The organism is Pseudomonas aylmerensis, assembly GCF_001702265.1.
In the GTDB taxonomy this organism is placed as follows: Bacteria; Pseudomonadota; Gammaproteobacteria; order Pseudomonadales; family Pseudomonadaceae; genus Aquipseudomonas; species Aquipseudomonas aylmerensis.
In genome coordinates this window covers 115,194-136,436 of record NZ_MAUE01000048.1, presented here as the reverse complement: position 1 = coordinate 136,436, position 21,243 = coordinate 115,194, and the positions used below count along the sequence as shown (strand labels likewise).

Annotated in this window: 19 protein-coding genes; 6 read left to right on the top strand and 13 right to left on the bottom strand. The window is 61.7% G+C overall.

The window, feature by feature from the left end; all coding sequences use genetic code 11:
• The first annotated feature begins 174 nt into the window (after positions 1-174).
• The gene (gene glyA / locus BBG20_RS30885; RefSeq protein WP_065910203.1) at positions 175-1,428 is read left to right on the top strand and encodes a serine hydroxymethyltransferase; all 1,254 of its coding nucleotides are present in this window, start codon (positions 175-177) and stop codon (positions 1,426-1,428) included.
• An 84-nt stretch (positions 1,429-1,512) separates the two neighbouring features.
• Here glyA and yjiA read toward each other — a convergent pair whose 3' ends face one another.
• From yjiA to BBG20_RS30870, 3 genes are all read right to left on the bottom strand, one after another.
• A complete protein-coding gene (yjiA, locus tag BBG20_RS30880) occupies positions 1,513-2,472 on the bottom strand; it encodes a GTPase (RefSeq protein ID WP_065910201.1) in 960 nt (319 codons plus the stop codon).
• 156 nt (positions 2,473-2,628) lie between these two features.
• Positions 2,629-2,826, bottom strand: coding sequence for a YbdD/YjiX family protein (locus BBG20_RS30875; protein WP_003194308.1), 198 nt, complete (start codon positions 2,824-2,826; stop codon positions 2,629-2,631).
• Between the two features lie 15 nt (positions 2,827-2,841).
• A complete protein-coding gene (locus BBG20_RS30870) occupies positions 2,842-4,908 on the bottom strand; it encodes a carbon starvation CstA family protein (protein WP_065910199.1) in 2,067 nt (688 codons plus the stop codon).
• Positions 4,909-5,082: 174 nt separating this feature from the next.
• On the opposite strand from BBG20_RS30870, the gene BBG20_RS30865 reads away from it, so the two are divergent.
• Positions 5,083-5,451, top strand: a complete 369-nt coding sequence (locus tag BBG20_RS30865; RefSeq protein WP_065910198.1) for a PilZ domain-containing protein — start codon at positions 5,083-5,085, stop codon at positions 5,449-5,451.
• 114 nt (positions 5,452-5,565) lie between these two features.
• On the opposite strand, the gene radA is transcribed toward BBG20_RS30865, so the two are convergent.
• The 3 genes from radA to katB all read right to left on the bottom strand — a co-directional run bounded on the left by radA (position 5,566) and on the right by katB (position 9,159).
• Positions 5,566-6,933 carry a DNA repair protein RadA gene (gene radA, locus BBG20_RS30860; protein WP_053137919.1) on the bottom strand — a complete coding sequence of 456 codons (1,368 nt, stop codon included), beginning with the start codon at positions 6,931-6,933 and terminating at the stop codon, positions 5,566-5,568.
• 35 nt (positions 6,934-6,968) lie between these two features.
• Positions 6,969-7,517: an ankyrin repeat domain-containing protein gene (locus BBG20_RS30855; RefSeq protein WP_065910196.1), complete on the bottom strand. Its 549-nt coding sequence runs from the start codon at positions 7,515-7,517 to the stop codon at positions 6,969-6,971.
• 100 nt (positions 7,518-7,617) lie between these two features.
• On the bottom strand, positions 7,618-9,159 hold the full coding sequence (katB, locus tag BBG20_RS30850; RefSeq protein WP_065910194.1) for a catalase KatB: 1,542 nt from the start codon (positions 9,157-9,159) through the stop codon (positions 7,618-7,620).
• Positions 9,160-9,446: 287 nt separating this feature from the next.
• On the opposite strand from katB, the gene mscL reads away from it, so the two are divergent.
• A complete protein-coding gene (gene mscL / locus BBG20_RS30845) occupies positions 9,447-9,863 on the top strand; it encodes a large-conductance mechanosensitive channel protein MscL (protein WP_065910193.1) in 417 nt (138 codons plus the stop codon).
• A 46-nt stretch (positions 9,864-9,909) separates the two neighbouring features.
• Here the strand turns inward: mscL and BBG20_RS30840 are convergent, their stop codons facing one another.
• A complete protein-coding gene (locus tag BBG20_RS30840) occupies positions 9,910-10,686 on the bottom strand; it encodes a ferredoxin--NADP reductase (protein WP_065910191.1) in 777 nt (258 codons plus the stop codon).
• Between the two features lie 380 nt (positions 10,687-11,066).
• Here BBG20_RS30840 and BBG20_RS30835 point away from each other — a divergent pair, with 380 nt between their 5' ends.
• A complete protein-coding gene (locus BBG20_RS30835) occupies positions 11,067-11,777 on the top strand; it encodes a helix-turn-helix transcriptional regulator (RefSeq protein WP_065910189.1) in 711 nt (236 codons plus the stop codon).
• Between the two features lie 161 nt (positions 11,778-11,938).
• Positions 11,939-13,063, top strand: a complete 1,125-nt coding sequence (locus BBG20_RS30830; RefSeq protein WP_065910187.1) for a methyltransferase — start codon at positions 11,939-11,941, stop codon at positions 13,061-13,063.
• Between the two features lie 65 nt (positions 13,064-13,128).
• On the opposite strand, the gene BBG20_RS30825 is transcribed toward BBG20_RS30830, so the two are convergent.
• From BBG20_RS30825 to BBG20_RS30815, 3 genes are read right to left on the bottom strand one after another with little or no spacing between them, the layout of a single operon-like run.
• Positions 13,129-13,296, bottom strand: a complete 168-nt coding sequence (locus BBG20_RS30825) for a DUF2474 domain-containing protein (protein WP_010206690.1) — start codon at positions 13,294-13,296, stop codon at positions 13,129-13,131.
• A 12-nt stretch (positions 13,297-13,308) separates the two neighbouring features.
• Positions 13,309-14,316, bottom strand: coding sequence for a cytochrome d ubiquinol oxidase subunit II (gene cydB, locus BBG20_RS30820; RefSeq protein ID WP_065910185.1), 1,008 nt, complete (start codon positions 14,314-14,316; stop codon positions 13,309-13,311).
• A 1-nt stretch (position 14,317) separates the two neighbouring features.
• Positions 14,318-15,757: a cytochrome ubiquinol oxidase subunit I gene (locus BBG20_RS30815; RefSeq protein WP_065910184.1), complete on the bottom strand. Its 1,440-nt coding sequence runs from the start codon at positions 15,755-15,757 to the stop codon at positions 14,318-14,320.
• A gap of 317 nt (positions 15,758-16,074) precedes the next feature.
• Here BBG20_RS30815 and BBG20_RS30810 point away from each other — a divergent pair, with 317 nt between their 5' ends.
• Positions 16,075-17,313: an MFS transporter gene (locus BBG20_RS30810; RefSeq protein ID WP_065910183.1), complete on the top strand. Its 1,239-nt coding sequence runs from the start codon at positions 16,075-16,077 to the stop codon at positions 17,311-17,313.
• Between the two features lie 138 nt (positions 17,314-17,451).
• Here the strand turns inward: BBG20_RS30810 and BBG20_RS30805 are convergent, their stop codons facing one another.
• Genes BBG20_RS30805 through BBG20_RS30795 form a run of 3 tightly spaced genes read right to left on the bottom strand, consistent with a single transcriptional unit; the run spans position 17,452 to position 21,142 of the window.
• On the bottom strand, positions 17,452-19,635 hold the full coding sequence (locus BBG20_RS30805) for a xanthine dehydrogenase family protein molybdopterin-binding subunit (protein WP_065910181.1): 2,184 nt from the start codon (positions 19,633-19,635) through the stop codon (positions 17,452-17,454).
• Positions 19,632-20,621, bottom strand: coding sequence for an FAD binding domain-containing protein (locus BBG20_RS30800; RefSeq protein WP_065910179.1), 990 nt, complete (start codon positions 20,619-20,621; stop codon positions 19,632-19,634). The genes BBG20_RS30805 and BBG20_RS30800 overlap by 4 nt, the downstream gene beginning before the upstream one ends.
• Complete coding sequence (locus BBG20_RS30795; protein WP_065910177.1) at positions 20,618-21,142, bottom strand: (2Fe-2S)-binding protein; 525 nt, start codon at positions 21,140-21,142, stop codon at positions 20,618-20,620. The genes BBG20_RS30800 and BBG20_RS30795 overlap by 4 nt, the downstream gene beginning before the upstream one ends.
• Positions 21,143-21,243 lie beyond the last annotated feature (101 nt).

The window sequence follows — 21,243 nt, the reverse complement described above, 5'->3', positions numbered from 1 at the left end:
TGAAGGAACCCGATTGAATGTGGGAGCGGGCTTGCTCGCGAAGGGGCCCGAACAAACACCACCTATCCCCAGATGAGCCCCGCTTGTCCGCGACATGATGTCCTTTCATATGCCATCTAAAACCCATTGGGTTAGAATGCCCTCCTTTTCTGCCCCCGATCCTTGAGGACCGCCATGTTCAGCCGTGATTTGACTATTGCCAAGTACGACGCCGATCTCTTCGCCGCCATGGAGCAAGAAGCCGTGCGCCAGGAAGAGCACATTGAGCTGATCGCTTCGGAAAACTACACCAGCCCTGCGGTGATGGAGGCTCAAGGCTCGGTTCTGACCAACAAGTACGCCGAAGGCTACCCAGGCAAGCGCTACTACGGCGGTTGCGAGTACGTCGACGTGGTTGAGCAATTGGCCATCGACCGTGCCAAGGAACTGTTCGGCGCCGATTACGCCAACGTCCAGCCACACGCCGGCTCCCAAGCCAACAGCGCCGTGTACCTGGCCCTGCTGCAAGGCGGCGACACCATCCTGGGCATGAGCCTGGCCCACGGCGGTCACCTGACCCACGGCGCCAGCGTTTCCTCCTCGGGCAAGCTGTACAACGCCGTTCAATACGGTATCGATGCCAACGGCCTGATCGACTACGACGAAGTCGAGCGCCTGGCGGTCGAGCACAAGCCAAAAATGATCGTGGCCGGTTTCTCTGCCTACTCGCAGATCCTGGATTTCCCACGCTTCCGTGAGATCGCTGACAAAGTCGGCGCCTACCTGTTCGTCGACATGGCTCACGTAGCCGGTCTGGTCGCCGCTGGCGTCTACCCGAACCCAGTGCCTTACGCCGACGTCGTGACCACCACCACGCACAAGACCCTGCGCGGTCCACGTGGCGGCCTGATCCTGGCGCGCGCCAACGCCGACATCGAGAAGAAGCTGAACTCCGCCGTCTTCCCGGGCGCCCAGGGTGGCCCGCTGGAGCACGTGATCGCAGCTAAAGCGATCTGCTTCAAGGAAGCCCTGCAGCCTGAGTTCAAGACTTACCAGCAACAAGTGGTGAAGAACGCCCAGACCATGGCCAGCGTGTTTATCGAACGCGGCTTCGACGTGGTTTCCGGCGGTACCGAGAACCACCTGTTCCTGCTGTCGCTGATCAAGCAGGACATCTCCGGTAAAGATGCTGACGCTGCCCTGGGCAAAGCCTTCATCACCGTGAACAAAAACTCCGTGCCGAACGACCCACGTTCGCCGTTCGTCACCTCCGGCCTGCGCTTCGGTACTCCGGCTGTGACCACTCGTGGCTTTAAAGAAGCAGAGTGCAAGGAACTGGCCGGCTGGATCTGCGACATCCTGGCAGACCTGAACAACGAAGCCGTGATCGACGCGGTCCGTGAGAAGGTCAAGGCCATCTGCAAGAAGCTGCCGGTCTACGGCGCTTGATTGCAGTTGCTTGAATGAAAAAGCCCGGCTCAAGAGCCGGGCTTTTTTGTGGCTCGATCGTTCCCACGCTCCGCGTGGGAACGATCAGGATTGGTAAACCCGTGCAAACCCTTCGCGGATTTTGTCTTCGGGCAACTCATCGGCAATAAACACAATCACACTCTCGCGCACCTCGCCCTCGGCCCACTCGGTGTCCCAATCGAACCCGTAGAGCTTCAGCACGCCTTGGAACACCATGCGCCGGTCCTCTCCGGCAATGTTCAGCACGCCCTTGTAGCGCAGCAGCTGCTTGCCGTGGTCTTCCAGCAGTTCATTCATGAACTCACTGAGGCGGTCGATATCCAGCGGCTGCTCGGTGCGCAGCACCAGGCTGGAGATACGGTCGATGGACGGCGCCGCACTCACCGGGCGCAGGCTCATGCCGGCGTTGAGGTTGAAGCCGCGGACATCGAGCAACTCGGCCAGGTCGATGGCGCCATGGTCCACCACACGAATCGGCGCGCGGCGGTTGATGCGGGTCAGGCGCTCGCTGAGGGCCTCGAAGGTGGCGTCGTCCACCAGGTCACGCTTGCTCACCAGCAGGCGGTCGGCAAAACCGATCTGGGCCTGGGCGATGGTCTGGGTCAGGTGGTGCTCGGCATGCGCCGCGTCCACCAGGGTGATGATGCCGTCGAGGATGTAGCGCTCACGCAGTTCTTCATCGATAAAAAAGGTCTGCGCCACCGGCGCCGGATCGGCCAGGCCGGTGCACTCGATCACCAGGCGGTCGAAGGCGATCTCGCCGCTGTCCAGGCGTTCCAGCAGCAGGTACAGGGCTTTGGTCAGGTCGGTGTGGATGGTGCAGCACACGCAGCCGTTGGACAGGGTCATGACTTGCACCGGTTCTGTACCCAACAGTTGGGTATCGATTCCGGCGTCACTGAATTCGTTTTCGATCACGGCGATTTTCAAGCCGTGCTCGGCCTTGAGCAGATGGCGCAGCAAGGTGGTCTTGCCGGCGCCGAGGAAGCCGCTGAGGACGGTGACGGGGATGGGAGAGGACAAAGACAGTTCTCCTGATAACTGAAAGAACACAAAACAAATGTGGGAGCGGGCTTGCTCGCGAAGGCGGTGTATCAGTCGAAGTATGCATCAACTGACAGACCGCCTTCGCGAGCAAGCCCGCTCCCACATGGAGTCACCGCCAACCCGGGTACCGGGTTAGCAGCACTTGGGCCCACCCTTGCCACCGTAACGGGCTTCCTGGCGTTCCCGGAAGAACGCCTTGTAGTCCATCACCGGTTTGTCCGGGTGCTTGGTTTGCATATGCTCGACGTAGGTGTCGTAGTCGGGCATGCCGACCATCAGGCGCGCGGCCTGACCGAGGTATTTACCGAGGCGACTGATGTCATTGAACATGGCTGCAATCCTCGTTTACGCGTCCGGTACGGCCTGGAACGGGGCTTCTTTATCCGTACGTTCCTTGTTGCCCCAGGCGGCGACGCCGACCTTGAGCGCATAGAACAGGATGCTGAATACCACGAACAGGAACAGTGCTGTCAGCGTTGCGTTGGTGTAGGCGTTCCAGATCACGTGCTGCATCTGGTCGACGCTCTTGGCCGGGGCCAGGATCTGGCCGTTGGCCAGCGCATCACTGTACTTCTTCGCCAGCGACAGGAAGCCGATCGCCGGGTTGGCGTCGAACAGCTTGATGAAGCCTGCGGTGGTGGTGCAGATCAGCAGCCATACGGCCGGCAGCATGGTCACCCAGATGTAGCGTTGGCGTTTCATTTTGATCAGTACAACGGTCGCCAGCATCAGCGCGATACCCGCCAGCATCTGGTTGGAGATACCGAACAGCGGCCACAAGGTGTTGATGCCGCCCAGTGGGTCGATCACGCCCTGGTACAGCAGGTACCCCCACATCGCCACACAACCGGCGGTGGCAATCAGGTTGGCTGTCCACGACTCGGTGCGCTTGAGCGACGGCACGAACGAACCCAGCAGGTCCTGCAGCATGAAGCGACCGGCACGGGTGCCGGCGTCGACTGCCGTGAGGATGAACAACGCCTCGAACAGGATCGCAAAGTGGTACCAGAACGCCATGGTGTTTTCACCCGGCAGCACACTGTGCAGGATCTGCGCGATACCCACGGCCAGCGTCGGTGCACCGCCGGCACGCGCCAGGATGGTGGTCTCGCCGATGTCATGGGCCACGGCCTGCAATGCCTCAGGCGTTATCGCAAAGCCCCAACTGCTGACGGTTTGCGCCACGGTCATCACGTCACCGCCGACCACAGCGGCCGGGCTGTTCATGGCGAAGTACACGCCAGGCTCAATCACGGAAGCCGCGACCATGGCCATGATGGCCACGAACGACTCCATCAGCATCGCGCCGTAGCCGATGTAACGGGCGTTGACTTCGTTATCCAGCAGCTTGGGCGTGGTGCCCGAGGAAATCAGCGCGTGGAAACCCGAGACCGCGCCACAGGCGATGGTGATGAACAGGAACGGGAACAGGCCGCCCTTCCACACCGGGCCGGTGCCGTCGATGAACTGGGTCAGGGCCGGCATTTTCAGCTCTGGCATGGTGACCAGGATGCCGATCGCCAGGGCAATGATGGTGCCGATCTTGAGGAACGTGGAGAGGTAGTCACGCGGCGCCAGGATCAGCCATACCGGCAGTACCGCCGCGACGAAACCGTAGCCGATCAGCATCCAGGTAATCTGGATCCCGGTGAAAGTGAAGGCTTTGGCCCAGGTCGGGTCAGCGGCAATCTGCCCGCCCAGCCAGATCGAACCCAGCAGCAACAGCACGCCGATGATCGAGATTTCACCGATGCGACCCGGGCGGATGTAGCGCATGTACACGCCCATGAACATCGCGATCGGGATGGTCGCCATGACCGTGAAGATGCCCCATGGGCTTTCGGCCAGGGCCTTGACCACGATCAGCGCCAGCACCGCGAGGATGATGATCATGATCAGGAAGCAGCCGAACAGCGCGATAGTGCCCGGAATGCGGCCCATCTCTTCGCGAACCATATCCCCCAGGGAACGGCCGTTGCGACGGGTAGACAGGAACAGGACCATGAAGTCCTGCACCGCACCGGCCAGCACCACCCCGGCAATCAGCCACAGGGTGCCCGGCAGATAGCCCATTTGCGCCGCCAATACCGGGCCGACCAGCGGACCTGCACCGGCAATCGCCGCAAAGTGGTGACCGAAAAGGATGTGTTTGTTGGTCGGCACATAGTCCAGACCGTCGTTGTTGAGCACTGCGGGGGTGGCCCGCCGTGGATCGAGTTGCATCACGTTGTTAGCGATGAACAGACTGTAGTAACGGTATGCAACCAGGTAGATGGCCACAGCAGCGACCACAATCCACAAGGCGTTGATCGCCTCGCCGCGGCGCAAGGCCACTACGCCCAGGGCGCACGCTCCTACAATTGCCAGCACCAGCCAGGGTAGGTGGCGTAGCAGGCTATTATTATTTTTCATTTTTATATTCCAGCCAGGGTGGACAGAAAGGACAGCCATCCCGAGTTTAGCGCTGTTGGCCTCAAAGACCACCCCCCTACATTGGTCTAGAGCCTTGCAACGGCAAAAAAAGCACAAATAAAAGCCCAATGATGGCGCAGGGCTACAATCCCCTTATCCACAGAGGGTTTGACCATGAGTGAACACCCGTCAGATCGCCGCCGTTTCCGGCGTATTGCCTTCGATGCCAGGACCACCATTGCACAGCACGGCTGGAATTGGCCGGTGCAACTGGTGGATTTGTCGCTCAAAGGTTTGTTGGTGCAACGCCCTGATGACTGGCGGGGCAATCGCGCAGAGCCGTTCGACGTCGAGATTCGCCTCGATCCACAGGCGCATATAAAGATGCAGGTCAGGCTGGCCCATGACGATCACGGGCAGTTGGGGTTTGTGTGCGAGCACATTGACCTGGATTCGATCAGCCACCTGCGGCGGCTGATCGAGTTGAACCTCGGTGATGAGGAGGAACTGCACCGCGAGTTGGCGGCATTGCTGGAAACCTGACCGTTCGTGCAGACCTGCATAACGGAGTGCCTGCTAATGATGTGCAAGCTGATCCACCGCTATCGCAGGCAAGCCAGCTCCTACATTGAACAGGGTTGCCAGTGGGGTCAGTGGTTACTCGAACAACGCATCCAACGCCTGTTCCAGGCGGGTTACGCCGATCACCTGCAATCCTGGCGGCATCTCCTTCGGGGCATTGCCCTTGGGCACGATGGCGCGCTTGAAGCCGTGCTTGGCGGCCTCCTTCAAACGCTCCTGGCCACTGGGCACCGGGCGGACCTCGCCCGACAGGCCGACTTCACCAAACACCAGCAAGTCATGGGGCAATGGCCGATTGCGCAGGCTCGACATCACCGCCGCCATCAACGCCAGGTCGGACGCTGTCTCCAGCACCTTGACCCCACCGACCACGTTGAGGAACACGTCCTGGTCGTGAGTCGGAATGCCGCCATGACGGTGCAAGACCGCCAGCAGCATCGCCAGGCGGTTCTGGTCCAGGCCGAGCGTGACGCGACGGGGGTTGGCCAGGTGGCTGTCATCCACCAAGGCCTGGACTTCGACCAGCATCGGTCGGGTGCCTTCCCACGTGGCCATCACCACGCTGCCAGGGACTTCTTCCTGGGCACGGGTCAGAAAAATCGCCGACGGGTTGGAGACTTCTTTCAGCCCGCGGTCAGTCATGGCGAACACGCCCAGCTCATTCACCGCGCCGAAGCGGTTTTTCACTGCCCGCAGCAAGCGCAGTCGACCGTCGGATTCGCCTTCGAAATACAGCACGGTATCGACCATGTGCTCCAGCACCCGTGGCCCGGCCAGGGCGCCTTCCTTGGTTACGTGGCCGACCAGGAAGATCGCCGTGCCGCTCTGCTTGGCATAACGCACCAGCAGCGCTGCACTTTCGCGCACCTGGGATACACCGCCCGGCGCTGATTGCAGTTGCTCGGTGAAAATCGTCTGGATCGAGTCGATCACCATGACCTTGGGTTTTTCGATGCGGGCCGTGGCGATGATGCTTTCGATGCAGGTTTCGGTCATGACCCGCAATTGGTCCTGGGGCAACCCAAGACGGCGGGCGCGCATGGCCACTTGCTGCTGGGATTCTTCACCCGTGACGTACAGCGCCGGCATGCGGCTGGCGATGCTGCACAGGGTTTGCAACAGGATGGTGGATTTGCCGATGCCCGGATCACCGCCGATCAGCACCACCGAGCCGTCCACCAGGCCGCCGCCGAGTACGCGGTCGAGCTCGCCGGAGGCCGTGGAGAAACGCGGGATTTCCTCGACGCTGACTTCGGCCAGGGTCTTGATCTGTGCCTGCTGCCCAGTCCAGCCGGCGCGGCCGGTGGGGGCTGCGGCGCCGCCGCTTTCGATCATGGTTTCCGTCAGGGTGTTCCACGCACCGCACTCGGTGCACTGGCCGGCCCACTTGGGAAAGGTCGCGCCGCACTCGGTGCAGCCGTACATGCGCTTGGCCTTTGCCATTTGAGAACCTCCAACCGAAAAACCGCGATGATAGCTCAGCGCGACGCCGGGGTCCGGATTTCACCGCTGGCCAATCGTGAAGCACTGTTGCCGGCCGGGTCTTCGGCGTCGAGGTTGGCGCCCTTGGCCTTCAAGGCATCCAGCAGCTCGACGCGCTTGAACAGCCCGGCATACATGGCCGCCGTCTGCCCGGCGCCGTTGCGTTGATCGGGATTGCAGTCGGTGGCCAGCAGGCGCTGGGCAATTTTCAGCTCACCCTTGAAGATCGCGCCCATCAACGCGGTGTTGCCACGTTTGTCCTGCACGCAGGCATCGGCGCCGGCCGCGAGCAGGCGCTCCACGTAGGCGCTTTCGCCGTGGTAGGCCGCCAGGATCAGCGCGGTGTAGCCCTTTTCATCCTGGGTGTTGAGGCTGTAGCCGGAGTCGATAAAGGTGTCGAGCATGTCGAGGTCGCCACGGCGGGCAGCGTCGAAATAGTAATCCTGCAGCTGCGCCTGGAGCGCGAAGGGGTCATTGGCGGCGGGCTGTTCGGCCAACACGTTCAGCGACCAGCAGGCCAGCAGAGCCCATAAGAAGGTACGCATCATTCAATCCTCTGCGTAACCCTGCAGGCGCCGGTTTGCCGGTGATGGCGGCGTTGAATACGCCATCGCCGGCAAGCCGTCGCCTACGGGGGGCGCGTGGTTAGTCGGTGAGTTTTTCCGCCAGCGCCTTCACGCGTGCCAGGTCACCCTTGGCAACTTTGGCCACACCCGTGCCGTACTCCGGGTCGGCCTTGTAGAGGAACGACAGGATGATGTGCTTGCTCTCGTCATCGGTGGTGGCCAGGGAGCCGCCGAAGTTCTCGATCAGGTCCTGGCGCTCTTTCTTGCTGTAGGAGCGATACAGGTCGCCGGCTTGCTTGAAGTTCTGCTCACGCTGGATCTTCGCCTGCTGGGTGCTGCCCGACAGGGCCGACTGGCTGTAGCGCGCGGCTTGCGGCTCTTCACGTGGCAGCAGGCGGCTTGGCTGGTAGTTCACGCCCGTGGTGGTCTTGCCGGCATTCATTGCGCCGTCCTGGTTGCCGTTGTTGACGGTGACCCGTGGCGCGTTGATCGGCAATTGCAGGGCATTGGCGCCCAGGCGGTACATCTGCGTGTCGGCGTAGGAGAACACCCGGCCTTGCAGCAGGCGGTCCTCTGACGGCTCGATGCCCGGCACCAGGTTGGACGGTGCCATGGCCACCTGCTCGGTTTCCTGGAAGACATTGGCCGGGTTGCGGTTCAGCACCATCTGCCCGACTTTGCGCTCCGGTACGCCCGGCCAGATCTTGGTGGCATCCAGCGGGTCGAAATCGAACTTGGCCAGGTCCTCAGGCTTGAGCACCTGCACGTACAGGTCCCACTTGGGGAAATCCCCCTTGTTGATGTGGGTGACCAGGTCATGGGTCATGTGGCTGTAGTCACGGCCCTGCACGTCGACGACCTGCCTGGGATCAAGGTTCTTGAGGCCCTGCAGGCTCTTCCAGTGGAACTTGACGTAGTGCACTTCGCCCTTGGCGTTGATCAGCTTGTAGGCGTGCACGCCATTGCCGTCCATTTCCCGGTAGCTGGCCGGGGTGCCCGAGTCGGAATACAGCTCGGTCAGCGTGCGCGTGGACTCTGGCACATGGGAGAAGAAGTCGAAGCGACGGGAATCGTCATCCAGGTTGGTGCGCGGGTCCGGCTTGAAGGCGTGGACCATGTCCGGGAACTTGATGGCATCGCGGATAAAGAACGTCGGGAAGTTATTGCCAACGAGGTCCCAATTGCCCTCGGCGGTGTAGAACTTGGTGGCGAAACCGCGCGGGTCGCGCAGGGTTTCCGGGGAGTGGTTGCCGTGCACCACAGAGGAAAAACGCACGAACACCGGGGTACTTTCGCCGGCGGCGAAGACCTTGGCCTTGCTCAGGTCGCTGAGGTTGTCGGTCACCGTGAAGGTGCCGTGGGCGCCCGTGCCACGGGCATGCACGACGCGCTCGGGGATGCGCTCGCGGTCAAAGCGTTGCAGCTTCTGGATCAACTGCACGTCCTGCAGCAGCACCGGGCCATTGGCGCCGGCAGTCTGCGAGTTCTGGTTGTCGCCAACGGCAGCGCCGTTGTCGCGGGTCAGGTTGGCGGCTTGCACTGACAGCGAAAGCAGGCTGGCGGTCGCGACTACCAGCGCATATCGCGCCGATAGAGGCCGGCGACTCATTGAGTTCTTCATCGAGGTGTCCTCTGGTTTTTTTGATGCACATTCAGTTGTGCTTGCCAGAGGCTAGTGACCCGAGCACCAGAAGATAAATAGAAAAGCCGCACTAACCCGATTGAAAAAATAGTGTGGTAAGCCACTGATTTGGCGAGTATTTCGCGCGCGATTGGTGGCACTTTGCAAACTATTTGCGATTTAATGTGTCGATAAAAACTAACAGTGTTAACGGTTGTGTCAGGCAAGCCCGCTATGACTGACTTACACTGGGTTCCACCCTTCTCATCTGTAACAAGGAATAACCTATGGGCGTGATCAGTGAGTTCAAGGCCTTCGCGGTCAAAGGTAATGTGGTCGATATGGCCGTCGGTATTATCATCGGCGCCGCCTTCGGCAAAATTGTTTCCTCGTTTGTAGGCGACGTGGTGATGCCGCCACTGGGCCTGTTGATCGGCGGCGTGGACTTCGGTGATCTGGCGATAACGCTCAAGGCTGCGCAGGGTGACGTCCCCGCGGTGGTACTGGCCTATGGCAAGTTCATCCAGAGCGTGGTCGACTTCCTGATCGTTGCGTTTGCGATCTTCATGGGCGTGAAGGCGATCAATCGCCTGAAACGTGAAGAGGCCGTGGCACCAAGCCTGCCGCCGACGCCTACCAAGGAAGAGGTCTTGCTGGGCGAGATCCGTGACCTGCTCAAGGCACAGAACGACAAGCCGCTTTAACCGATAAGGCCTGTGTCAGAGGCGCCTGTTGCAGGCGCCTTTTTTATTACCAGTAGTTTTCCACTGCCACCTGGCCCGGGCGCCGGCTCAAGCTCAATTGCAGGTCGCGCTGCTTGAGCAACTGGCGAGTGTCATCGACCATCTGCGGGTTGCCGCAAATCAGTACACGGGAATGCTCAGGCGTCAGCTCGACCCCGGCCGCACGCTCCAACTCGCCGTTTTCGATCAGCGTGGTAATGCGCGCGTTCAAGGCGCCGGGGTGCGGCTCGCGGGTCACGATCGGAAGGTAGGTCAGTTTGTGCGCGTACTCGGCGAGGTACTCACGCTCGCCCAATTCGGCGATCAGCGCCTGATAGGCCAGCTCCTTGGCCTCACGCGCGCTGTACACCAGGATGATCCGCTCGAATTTCTCCCAGACTTCGAAATCCTGCAGGATCGACAAAAACGGCGCCACCCCGGTGCCGGTCCCCAACATCCACAAATCACGGCCATCGACAAAACGGTTCAACGTCAGGAAACCCGTGGCCTGGCGCTCGACCATCAGGGTATCGCCCACTCGCAGGCGGCTCAGTTCACTGGTGAATTCCCCGCCAGGCACCACAATCGAGAAGAAATCCAGGTGCTCATCGAATGGCGAAGACACCACGGAATAGGCGCGCCACACCGTGCTGCCGTCGACCTTGGTCACCCCCAGACGTACGAACTGACCCGCCGTGAAGCGGAATCCCGGGTCACGTGTGGTGCGCAGCGTAAACAGGCTGGGGGTCAGCGATTGCACGTCGAGCAAGGTCTGGCGGGTAAATTTCTCAGCACTGGCCGTCATGGGAGGCTCCGTTCTACAGGAGCCCTAGTGTCCCTCAAAGTCGCGCGCGGAAACACCGGTGGTTTGTAGTGGAATCCCATGCGCACGCAAGTATGGCTATCTAATAGCATCACTAATCAATTGGCTATTAAGCCCTTTCCCGACGTTACAAACGCACCATAACTTGCGCGTTACACAGCCTTCAACCCACTAAAAAACCGCAAGAAATTTATTCAGCGCAGGGAATGAGTTGCAACAATCGAATAAAAAAATCTCAAGCACCGCCCGGCAATAACCAAATTTTCATATTGCCTTGCAGGCCATGTCCTACACTCATTTCCTGCGGCGTAAGGAGTCCAGGACGTATCCCCAGTCGCGCAGAACCTCATGGAGATTCACCAATGCTTAACTGGCGCAATTCAAGACTTCCAAAGCTGGAAGGCGAGAGCGAAACCACCAGTCTTTTTGACCTAGCCGTCAATCACACCTACGCACTCGGCTTTCAGTACTGCTCATTTACCATGACTTCGCAACGACCTGACACTCAGGCGAAGCCCATTTGCATCAACAACTATCCGGAGGAATGGAACAAACTGTATAACCAGGCCCGCTTCTTTGAAGTTGATCCGGTCGTTAAACATTGCAAAACTTGTGTATTGCCCCTGGTCTGGGAGGAAAAAACCTTCAAGGATTCCCCCTCCCTCTGGTCCCTGGCCCAGACATGTGGCGTGAACCTGGGCTGGACTCAAGCCGTGCATGATTTCCAGGGCGTGTTCAGCATGCTCACCCTGGGCCGCGGCAAAGGTGCGGTCAGCCCGCAAGAACTGTATGAAAAGGCCGGCCAGGTACTCTGGCTCTGCCATGCGCTCCACACGGTCGTAGCACAGACCTACACCGACACCGCAACCAGCAGCCCTGCGAGCAAACTGACCCCACGGGAAACCGAAATCCTCAAGTGGTCGGCCATGGGCAAGACCGCCGCGGATATCGCCACTATCCTGTGCCTGTCCGAACGCACGGTAGGCTTTCATATTTGCAGTTGTTTCAAGAAGCTGGGCGTCAACAACAAGATTGCCGCCGTGCTCTGTGCTTCGAAAGCGGGGTTGTTTTAAGCGCGGCTGAAACTACGCATGTAATCCCCCCTGAAAAAAAGTAACATTTGCGGCAAATGTCTGAGTGCTGAGCGACCCTTCCGGGGTCCTGCCCGCTGTTCACTCAGACCGTTGTGCAGGCCACTGCCCAACGCCCATCGATTACCCAGAGCCTCCCCGCCATGCCCCTGCTCGACACGCCCTTCGCCCAGCTCGATCTGATTCGCCAGCCAGAACAGCACAACGATCCGCTGCAAGCCTTCGACGCGGCCGACGAGTACCTCCTCAGCTACCTGGCCGAACAGCAACCCGGCGCCGCGACCCGCGTGTTGGTGCTAAATGACAGCTTCGGCGCCTTGGCCGCCAGCCTTGAAGGCCAGGTGCAAGTGACTTCCAGCGGCGACTCTTTCCTCGCGGCCCAGGGCCTCGGGAAAAACCTGGTGCGCAACGCCAAGGCCTTCGATGCGGTGCCGTTCATCCCCGCCAGCCAGCTGCCAGCAGGGCCCTTCGATCGCGTGCTGATCCGTGTACCCAAGACCCTCGCCTTGCTGGAAGAGCAACTGATCCGCCTGCAGGGTCAACTGGCGCCGGGCGCGGAAGTGATCGCCGGGGCGATGGTCAAGCACCTGCCACGCGCGGCCGGGGAAATGCTTGAGCGCTATATCGGCCCCATGCACGCCTCGCTGGCCGTCAAGAAAGCCCGGCTGTTGATCGCCACCATTGCGGAGCGTCCGACAGCGGTCTCGCCCTACCCCACCCGCTACACCGTGGATGCGCCGGCGATTGAACTGCTGAACCACGCCAACGTGTTTTGCCGCGAAAGCCTGGACATCGGCACCCGCGCTTTCCTGCCGCACCTGCCGAAAAACCTCGGCAGTGCCCGCGTCGCAGACCTGGGCTGCGGCAATGGCGTATTGGCCATCGCCAGCGCACTGCAAAACCCTGACGCGCAGTACACCTTGGTGGACGAGTCCTACATGGCCGTGCAGTCGGCGCTGGAGAACTGGCGCGCCGCCCTCGGCGAGCGCGACGTCAACGTCCGCGCCGGTGATGGCCTCGCTGGCCAGGAACCGCAGTCCCTGGATGTGGTGCTGTGCAACCCGCCGTTCCACCAGCAGCAGGTGGTGGGCGACTTCCTGGCCTGGCGCATGTTCCAGCAGGCGCGCGAGGCACTGGTGGTCGGCGGCGCCCTTTATATAGTCGGCAACCGTCATCTGGGTTACCACAGCAAGTTGGCGCGGCTGTTCCGGGGTGTCGAGCAAGTGGCGGCGACCCCGAAGTTCGTGATCCTCAAGGCGCGCAAATAAAAAAACCCTGCCAATCTCGCGATGGGCAGGGTTGAAAGCCGGGCCGCAAGGCCCGGATCGGGATGTCAGTGGGTGGTCAGGCCGGCCGCATTCATGAACATGCGCATCAGGCTGGCCACGACAAACAAGGCCAGCACGCTGCCGGTCCAGATCATCGCCAACCACCCCAGGCGCCGCCACAGCGGCTGTTTCTCGGCCTGTTCAATCTCGTGCAACGAAGGCTTGCCGGACATTAAACGCCCCTCCTAGTGATAACCGTCTTCGTGGGTGACCTTGCCGCGGAACACGTAGTAGCTCCAGAAGGTGTAGCCCAGGATGAACGGGATGATGAACAACGTGCCGACCAGCATGAAGCCCTGGCTCTGCGGCGGTGCGGCGGCATCCCAGATCGAGACCGACGGCGGGATGATGTTCGGCCACAGGCTGATCCCCAAGCCGCTGTAGCCGAGGAAGATCAGCACCAGCGTGAGCAGGAACGGCGTGTAGTGCGCATTACGCGCCACCGCACGGATCAGGCCGTACATGGTCACCAACACCAGGATCGGCACCGGCAGGAACCAGAACAGGTTCGGCAGGGTGAACCAGCGCGAAGCGATTTCCGGGTGCGCCAGCGGCGTCCACAGGCTGACGATACCGATCACCGCCAGCACCACGAACGCCAGCGGCCGCGCCAGGTTGTGCATCTGCTCCTGCAACTTGCCTTCGGTCTTCATGATCAGCCAGGTGCAGCCGAGCAAGGCATAGGCCACGATCAGCGCCACACCGCAGAACATCGTGAACGGTGTCAGCCAGTCCAGCGAGCCGCCGGCAAACTGGCGATCCACCACCGGGATGCCGTCGATAAAGGCGCCCAGCGCCACGCCCTGGAAGAACGTCGCGGCCAGCGAGCCACCGATGAAGGCCTTGTCCCACAGGTGACGCTTGTGGTCCTTGGCCTTGAAGCGGAACTCGAAGGCCACGCCCCGGAAGATCAGCCCGATCAGCATCAGGATCAGCGGCAGGTACAGCGCGGAGAGCACCACCGAATAGGCCAGCGGGAACGCGCCGAACAACGCCGCGCCGCCAAGTACCAGCCAGGTTTCATTGCCGTCCCAGACCGGGGCGACGGTGTTCATCATCACGTCACGGTCGACTTTGCCGGGGATAAACGGAAAGAGAATGCCGATACCCAGGTCGAACCCGTCCATGACCACGTACATCATGATGCCGAAAATGATGATCACGGCCCAGATCAGCGGAAGATCAATACCCATCTCAATTCCCCTTGTGCTGGATGTGGGCGTGGTCGTCATCGCTGCCATCATCGGCGGCAGACAACGGACGGGCCGGTGTGCGTTTCTGGCCAGGACCACCGTGGGTCGGCTCGGTGCCTTCGTGAGTCACAGGGCCCTTGCGCACCAGGCGCATCATGTAGCCCAGGCCCGCGCCGAACAGCGCGAAATACACCACCACGAACAACACCAGGGTAATGGTCATCTGCGCCAGGCTATGCCCGGAGGACGCATCCGCCGTGCGCATCAACCCGTAGACCACCCACGGCTGACGGCCGATTTCGGTGGTGAACCAACCGGCGAGAATCGCGATCAGCCCGGACGGGCCCATCCACAGCGCCAGGTACAGGAACGGCTTGGACGTGTACATCTTGTCGCCACGGCGCAGCCACAGGCTGAACAGCCCGGTGAAGATCATCAGGAAGCCCAGGCCGACCATGACCCGGAACGACCAGAACACAATGGTCGAATTGGGGCGATCCTCAGGCGGAAACTCCTTGAGCGCCGGCACCTGTTTATCCAGGGAGTGGGTCAGGATCAGGCTGCCCAGATAGGGAATCTCGACCGCGTACTTGGTTTTCTCGGCCTTCATGTCCGGCCAGCCGAACAGGATCAGCGGCGTCGGTTCGTTGCCGATATTCTCCCAGTGGCCTTCAATCGCAGCGATTTTCGCCGGTTGATGCTTGAGGGTGTTGAGGCCATGGAAGTCACCGATCACTGCCTGGATCGGCGCGACGATCAGCGCCATCCACATCGCCATCGACAACATGGTGCGGATCGCCGGGTTGTCCTTGCCGCGCAGCAAATGCCAGGCCGCCGAGGAGCCGACGAAGAACGCCGTGGCCACGAAGGCCGCCGTGGCCATGTGCATCAGGCGGTAGGGGAAGGACGGGTTGAAGATCACCGCTAGCCAATCGGTGGGGATCACGCGGCCGTCGATGATTTCAAAGCCCTGCGGCGTCTGCATCCAGCTGTTGGAGGCGAGAATCCAGAACGTCGAGATCAACGTACCGACGGCCACCATCACCGTGGAGAAAAAGTGCAGCTTGCGCCCCACCTTGTTCCAGCCGAACAGCATCACGCCGAGGAAACCGGCTTCGAGGAAGAACGCCGTGAGCACTTCATACGTCAGCAGCGGGCCGGTGACGGCGCCGGCGAAGTCCGAGAAGCGGCTCCAGTTGGTGCCGAACTGGTAGGCCATCACCAGGCCGGAGACCACGCCCATGCCGAAGTTGACGGCAAAGATCTTCGACCAGAAATGGTAGAGGTCACGGTAGGTGTCGTTATGGGTCTTGAGCCACAAGCCCTCCAGCACCGCAAGGTAACTGGCCAGGCCGATGGTGATCGCCGGGAACAGGATGTGGAACGAGATGGTGAATGCGAATTGAATTCGGGCGAGATCTAGCGCCTCCAAACCGAACATAAGTCTTCCTCTGTCAGGTAATACCGGCTGCTGGCGGGAGCCTGCACCCACTGCCCCCACGGATATGGAGTCTGGCGAATTTCAATTCGTTTCTTTTTTTAACCAACCACGCAGGGAATCTGGCCTTGCGGCCGCCAGACCGATGCCCGGGCGGACATTGATCTGGATCAAGCATTGCTGAAAGAGTAGTCCCATTTTGAGGATTGAACTGTGTGGTCTTTTGCCGCGTGACAGACTGCCTCAGCGCAGTTCCTGCAACCATCTGTTACAACTTGATGATAATCTCGGCCCTCCCCCGGCCCTGACCAGAATTCCCGATGCCTAGTGAACCCGCGTTGCTGTTGCGTCACCACCGCCCTTTCATCGCGTTCTGGCTGGCACGGATCTTTACCGCCAGCGGTTTCCAGATGCTCACCGTGGCCATCGGCTGGAACCTCTACCAGCTGACCGGCAATGTGCTGGACCTGGGCCTGGTCGGGCTGGTCGAGTTCGTACCGCGCGTGCTGTTCATGCTGCACACCGGGCATGTGGCCGACCGCTATGAGCGGCGCAAGGTCGCCGCCATCTGCCAGACCGTGCAGGCGTTGATCGCCTTGTCCCTGGCCATCGGTGGCCTGACCGGCAACGTGACCCGCGAGATGATCTTTATCCTCGCTTTCCTGCTCGGCGCCGCACGCTCCTTTGAAATGCCCACCACCCAGGCACTGCTGCCGAGCATCGTGCCCAGCGCACTGTTCCCGCGCGCCGTGGCCTCGTCGCAATCGGCCCAGCAACTGGCGACCATCGTCGCGCCGGCCCTCGGTGGTTTGCTCTACGCGTTTGGCAGCGTGTGGGTGTATGGCCCTACCGTGGCGCTGTACCTGATTGCCTGTGTGCTGACCCTCAACCTGCCCGCCCGCCAGACCCCGCTCAACAAGGGCAAGGCCACCCTCGATTCGCTGCTCGCCGGCATCCGCTTTATCCGCAGCCGCCCGGACATTCTCGGGGCAATTTCCCTGGACCTGTTTGCCGTGCTGCTGGGCGGCGCCACCGCGTTGCTGCCGGTGTTCGCCAAGGACATCCTGCTGACCGGAGCCTGGGGCCTGGGCCTGCTGCGCTCGGCACCAGCAGTAGGCGCGCTGTTGATGTCGCTGTGGCTGGCACGGTTTTCGGTGGATCGGCATGTGGGCCGCGTGATGTTCACTGCCGTCGGCGTATTCGGCGTGGCGACCATCGCGTTCGGCCTGTCCACTTCCTTCTGGTTCTCGCTGGCAGTGCTGGTGGTCCTGGGCGCGGCGGACATGATCAGCATGGTGATCCGCGCCTCCTTCGTGCAGCTGGAAACCCCGGATGAAATGCGCGGCCGCGTGAGTGCCGTCAACGGCCTGTTCATCGGCGCATCGAATCAACTGGGCGAGTTCGAGTCGGGCATCACCGCCCACTGGTTCGGCACCGTGCCCGCCGTGGTCATGGGCGGGATCGGCACGCTGGTGGTGACGGGGACGTGGATCAAACTGTTCCCGACCCTGGCCAACCGCGACCGCATGCATGTGCCGGTGGAGGAAACCAAGCCATAAGCCGGTTGAAAAACCGTCAATGTCGGCGCTGGCTTGCCTGCGATGGCGGTGTCTCAGCCACTATATGATGGGCTGACAGAGTGCTATCGCAGGTAAACCAGCTCCCACATTTTGCTCTTCTGTGGTCCGAAGACCGGGTTACAGCACCTTGTCCAACGTGATGGGGAACTCGCGCACTCGCTTGCCGGTGGCATGGTAGATCGCATTCGCGACCGCCGCCGCCACGCCGACAATGCCGATCTCACCGACGCCCTTGGACCCCAGCGCGTTGACGATCTCGTCGTGTTCTTCGACGAATATCACCTCAATTTCGCCAATATCGGCATTCACCGGAATGTGGTATTCGGCCAGGCTGTGGTTCATGTAGCGCCCCAGTTGATGGTCGACCTGGGTTTCTTCATGCAGGGCCATGCCGATGCCCCATACCACGCCACCGAGTATCTGGCTGCGCGCCATTTTTGGATTGACCACGCGCCCGGCCGCAATCGCACTGACCACGCGGCTGACCTTGATAGTGCCGAGGTCTTCATCCACGCGCACCTCGACGAACACCGCCGAATGCGTGGCAGTGCTGTAGCCCTCACGTTTTTTGTCCGGCTCACTGTCGACCTGGGCTTCCAACGCCGCTTCGCCACTGTCCTTGACCAACTGCGCCAACGACACGCTCACGTCGCCGGCGTGCAGTTGACCGTCTTCAAACCGCACGGACTGCGCCTGCGTGAATACCGGGTAGGTCTGCCGGGCGATGGCCAGCAACTGGGCATTCAAGGCTTCGCACGCTTGCTGCACCGCGGTGCCCACCGAGGACACAGTAAACGAGCCGCCCTGCAACGGCGCCGTCGGCAATGAAGAATCACCGAGCAGAAAACGCACGTCGTCCATCGCCACGCCGCTGGCCTGGGCCGCGATCTGGGTCATGACCGTGTACGTACCCGTGCCGATATCGGTGGTGGCGCTGCTGACCGTCAGCTTGCCCTCGGCATCGAGGCGGGCCTTGGCGCTGGCCTTCATCTGCATGGCTTCCCACACGCCACCGGCCATGCCCCAGCCGATCAACTGGCGGCCATCGCGCATGCTGCGCGGTTCCGGGTTGCGCTGGCTCCAGCCAAAACGCTCGGCGCCATCACGGTAACATTCGCGCAGGGCTTTGCTTGACCAGGGTTTGTCGTCGTTCTGATTGCGCTCGGCGTAGTTGATCAGCCGCAGCTTCACCGGGTCCATGCCCAAGGCGCACGCCAGTTCGTCCATGGCGCACTCCAGGCCGATCACGCCCAGGGCCGCGCCAGGTGCGCGCATGTCCAGCGGGGTGAATACGTCCAGTGGCACCAACTGGTAGGTCAATTGCACGTTGTCGCAGTGATAAAGCATGCCGCTCCACTCCACCACGTGCTCGCTGAAATCTTCGAAACGTGAGGTCTGGCCAATCGCCGTATGCCCCAGCGCCATCAAGCAACCGTCAGCCGCCGCGCCCATCTGCAAACGCTGCAAGGTGCGTGGGCGGTAGCCGAAGGTGAACATTTGCTGGCGCGTCAGCGTGACGCGCACAGAGCGCTTGAGCGCCAGGGACGCCATCACCGCCAGCGGCAACTGGTACTGCGGGCGCAGGCCGGATCCGAAGGCGCCACCGACGAACGCGGCAAAGATGCGCACTTGGCTCTTGTCCAGGCCGAAGACTTTTTGCACATAGGCCTGGCAGTTCTGCGGGCCCTGGGTCTTGTCATGGATATGCAGGGTGCCGTCCGGCTGATACAGCACGGTGCTGGCGTGCGGCTCCATCGGGTTGTGGTGCTCGATGGGGGTGCTGTAGTGCAGGTCAAGGCTCACGGCGGCGCCGGTCCATTCGGCCTGGAAATTACCGCGTGGCTTGGGCGGGGTTTGCGGTGACGGGTGAGCCTGCTCCTGCTGGGCCACCAGGTCGGTTTCGAAGGTTTCGCTGGCGTACTCGATCTGTACCAGCGAACCGGCATGCCGCGCCAGTTCGAGGTTGTCGGCGATCACCAGGGCCAGCGGCTGGCCGCTGTAGAGCACACGGTCGTTGTACAGCGGACGAAACGGCGAGCCATCGGCGGCATCATCGTCGGCGAAGGCATCGTCATAGCTGGCGAGTCTGGGCCGGTTGCGGTGATCGAGCACCATGACCACGCCCGGCAGCGCCAAGGCTTTGGAGGCGTCGATGTTGACCACGCGTCCTTTGGCGATGGTGCTGGAGACCACACTGCCATGCAGCAGGCCAGCCTCGGGGAACTCGCCGGCATAGCGCGCCTGACCGGTGACCTTGAGCAGACCGTCGACACGGTCCAGGGGTTTGCCGAGGGCGGTCATGGGCGTTCTCCGGCGACAGCGGTGTCGCTCAGGGCGCGGATGATTGCACGGCGCGCCAATTTGATCTTGAAGCCGTTGTGTTCCAACGGCTCGGCGTCTTGCAGCAGGGCATCGGCGGCGTTGCTGAAGGTTTCGCGGCTGACCGCCTGGCCGATCAACGCAGCTTCCACCGCGCGATCCCGCCACGGTTTGTGGGCCACGCCGCCGAGGGCCAGGCGCGCGTCGACGATCCGGTCACCATCCAACTCCAAGGCTGCGGCGACCGAGACCAGCGCGAAAGCGTAGGACGCACGGTCGCGGATTTTCAGGTAGTGACTGTGACGCGCCAGGTGGTCGGCCGGCAGCTCAATGGCGGTGATCAGTTCATCATCGGCCAATTGGTTATCACGCTGCGGCGCATCGCCGGGCAGGCGGTGAAAGTCGGCAAACTCGATGACCCGCGCGCCGCCACGCCCCTCCACATGCACCCGTGCCTCCAATGCCGCAAGGGCCACGCACATGTCCGACGGGTGAGTGGCGACGCACTGGTCGCTGGCGCCGAGGATCGCATGGATACGGTTCAAGCCGGTGCGCGCCGGGCAACCGCTGCCGGGCTCGCGCTTGTTGCAGGGCACGGCGGCGTCATAGAAGTAATAGCACCGGGTGCGCTGCAGCAGGTTGCCGCCAGTGCTGGCCATATTGCGCAATTGCGGCGAGGCACCGGCGAGGATCGCCTGCGACAGCAACGGGTAGCGCGCCTCGACCAGTGGGTGCCAGGCCAGGTCGGCGTTGCTGACCAGCGCGCCGATGCGCAGGCCGCCTTCTGCGGTTTCTTCAACACCCTGCAACGGCAGGCCGGTGATGTCGATCAGGTGCTCGGGGCGCGTGAGGTTTTCTTTCATCAAGTCCAGCAGGTTGGTGCCACCGGCGATAAAGCGCGATGCGGCGCTGCTCAGGTGCACGGCCTCGTGCACATCCGCGGGCTTGCTGTAATGGAAGGGGTTCATGACTGATCTCCCCCGGCGCGGCAGCGGGGCAACGCGTCTTCGATGGCATCGCGAATATTGGTGTAGGCGCCGCAACGGCACAGGTTGCCGCTCATCAGTTCCTGGATCTGCGCGGCGTCGTGGGCACGGCCTTCATTGGCCAGGCCGACAGCGGAACAGATCTGGCCAGGGGTGCAGTAGCCGCACTGGAAGGCATCGTGCTGGATGAACGCTTGCTGCATCGGGTGGAGCTGGTCGCCGTCGGCCAGGCCTTCGATAGTGGTCAGCTCGGCGCCGTCGCACATCACCGCCAGGGTCAGGCAGGCGTTTACGCGTTTGCCGTCGCGCAATACGGTGCAGGCGCCGCATTGGCCGTGGTCGCAACCCTTTTTGCTGCCGACCAGATCCAGTTGCTCACGCAACAGGTCGAGCAAGGTGGTCCAGGGCAACACGTCCAGCTGGCGGTCCTGGCCATTGAGGCTCAGGCGTATGGAGTGGCTGGCGAACGGTTGGGCCGCCGCGCCATTGGGGGTCGCGCTCATAAACACCTCACGGGTTGGTATACATCCGCGGCGTTCAGGAAAGTCGCCGTCTCAGGGGTACGACTTCCCGGGGTATTGAGCGTTCAAGGCAATTGATAGGT

What these genes read in the sequence shown, in the direction of transcription:
- glyA (WP_065910203.1), top strand. Translation starts at nt 175, where the DNA reads ATGTTCAGCCGTGATTTGACTATTGCCAAGTACGACGCCGATCTCTTC.
- BBG20_RS30875 (WP_003194308.1), bottom strand. Translation starts at nt 2,826, where the DNA reads ATGTTCAATGACATCAGTCGCCTCGGTAAATACCTCGGTCAGGCCGCG.
- BBG20_RS30870 (WP_065910199.1), bottom strand. Translation starts at nt 4,908, where the DNA reads ATGAAAAATAATAATAGCCTGCTACGCCACCTACCCTGGCTGGTGCTG.
- BBG20_RS30865 (WP_065910198.1), top strand. Translation starts at nt 5,083, where the DNA reads ATGAGTGAACACCCGTCAGATCGCCGCCGTTTCCGGCGTATTGCCTTC.
- radA (WP_053137919.1), bottom strand. Translation starts at nt 6,933, where the DNA reads ATGGCAAAGGCCAAGCGCATGTACGGCTGCACCGAGTGCGGCGCGACC.
- BBG20_RS30855 (WP_065910196.1), bottom strand. Translation starts at nt 7,517, where the DNA reads ATGCGTACCTTCTTATGGGCTCTGCTGGCCTGCTGGTCGCTGAACGTG.
- katB (WP_065910194.1), bottom strand. Translation starts at nt 9,159, where the DNA reads ATGAAGAACTCAATGAGTCGCCGGCCTCTATCGGCGCGATATGCGCTG.
- mscL (WP_065910193.1), top strand. Translation starts at nt 9,447, where the DNA reads ATGGGCGTGATCAGTGAGTTCAAGGCCTTCGCGGTCAAAGGTAATGTG.
- BBG20_RS30840 (WP_065910191.1), bottom strand. Translation starts at nt 10,686, where the DNA reads ATGACGGCCAGTGCTGAGAAATTTACCCGCCAGACCTTGCTCGACGTG.
- BBG20_RS30835 (WP_065910189.1), top strand. Translation starts at nt 11,067, where the DNA reads ATGCTTAACTGGCGCAATTCAAGACTTCCAAAGCTGGAAGGCGAGAGC.
- BBG20_RS30830 (WP_065910187.1), top strand. Translation starts at nt 11,939, where the DNA reads ATGCCCCTGCTCGACACGCCCTTCGCCCAGCTCGATCTGATTCGCCAG.
- BBG20_RS30825 (WP_010206690.1), bottom strand. Translation starts at nt 13,296, where the DNA reads ATGTCCGGCAAGCCTTCGTTGCACGAGATTGAACAGGCCGAGAAACAG.
- cydB (WP_065910185.1), bottom strand. Translation starts at nt 14,316, where the DNA reads ATGGGTATTGATCTTCCGCTGATCTGGGCCGTGATCATCATTTTCGGC.
- BBG20_RS30815 (WP_065910184.1), bottom strand. Translation starts at nt 15,757, where the DNA reads ATGTTCGGTTTGGAGGCGCTAGATCTCGCCCGAATTCAATTCGCATTC.
- BBG20_RS30810 (WP_065910183.1), top strand. Translation starts at nt 16,075, where the DNA reads ATGCCTAGTGAACCCGCGTTGCTGTTGCGTCACCACCGCCCTTTCATC.
- BBG20_RS30805 (WP_065910181.1), bottom strand. Translation starts at nt 19,635, where the DNA reads ATGACCGCCCTCGGCAAACCCCTGGACCGTGTCGACGGTCTGCTCAAG.
- BBG20_RS30800 (WP_065910179.1), bottom strand. Translation starts at nt 20,621, where the DNA reads ATGAACCCCTTCCATTACAGCAAGCCCGCGGATGTGCACGAGGCCGTG.
- BBG20_RS30795 (WP_065910177.1), bottom strand. Translation starts at nt 21,142, where the DNA reads ATGAGCGCGACCCCCAATGGCGCGGCGGCCCAACCGTTCGCCAGCCAC.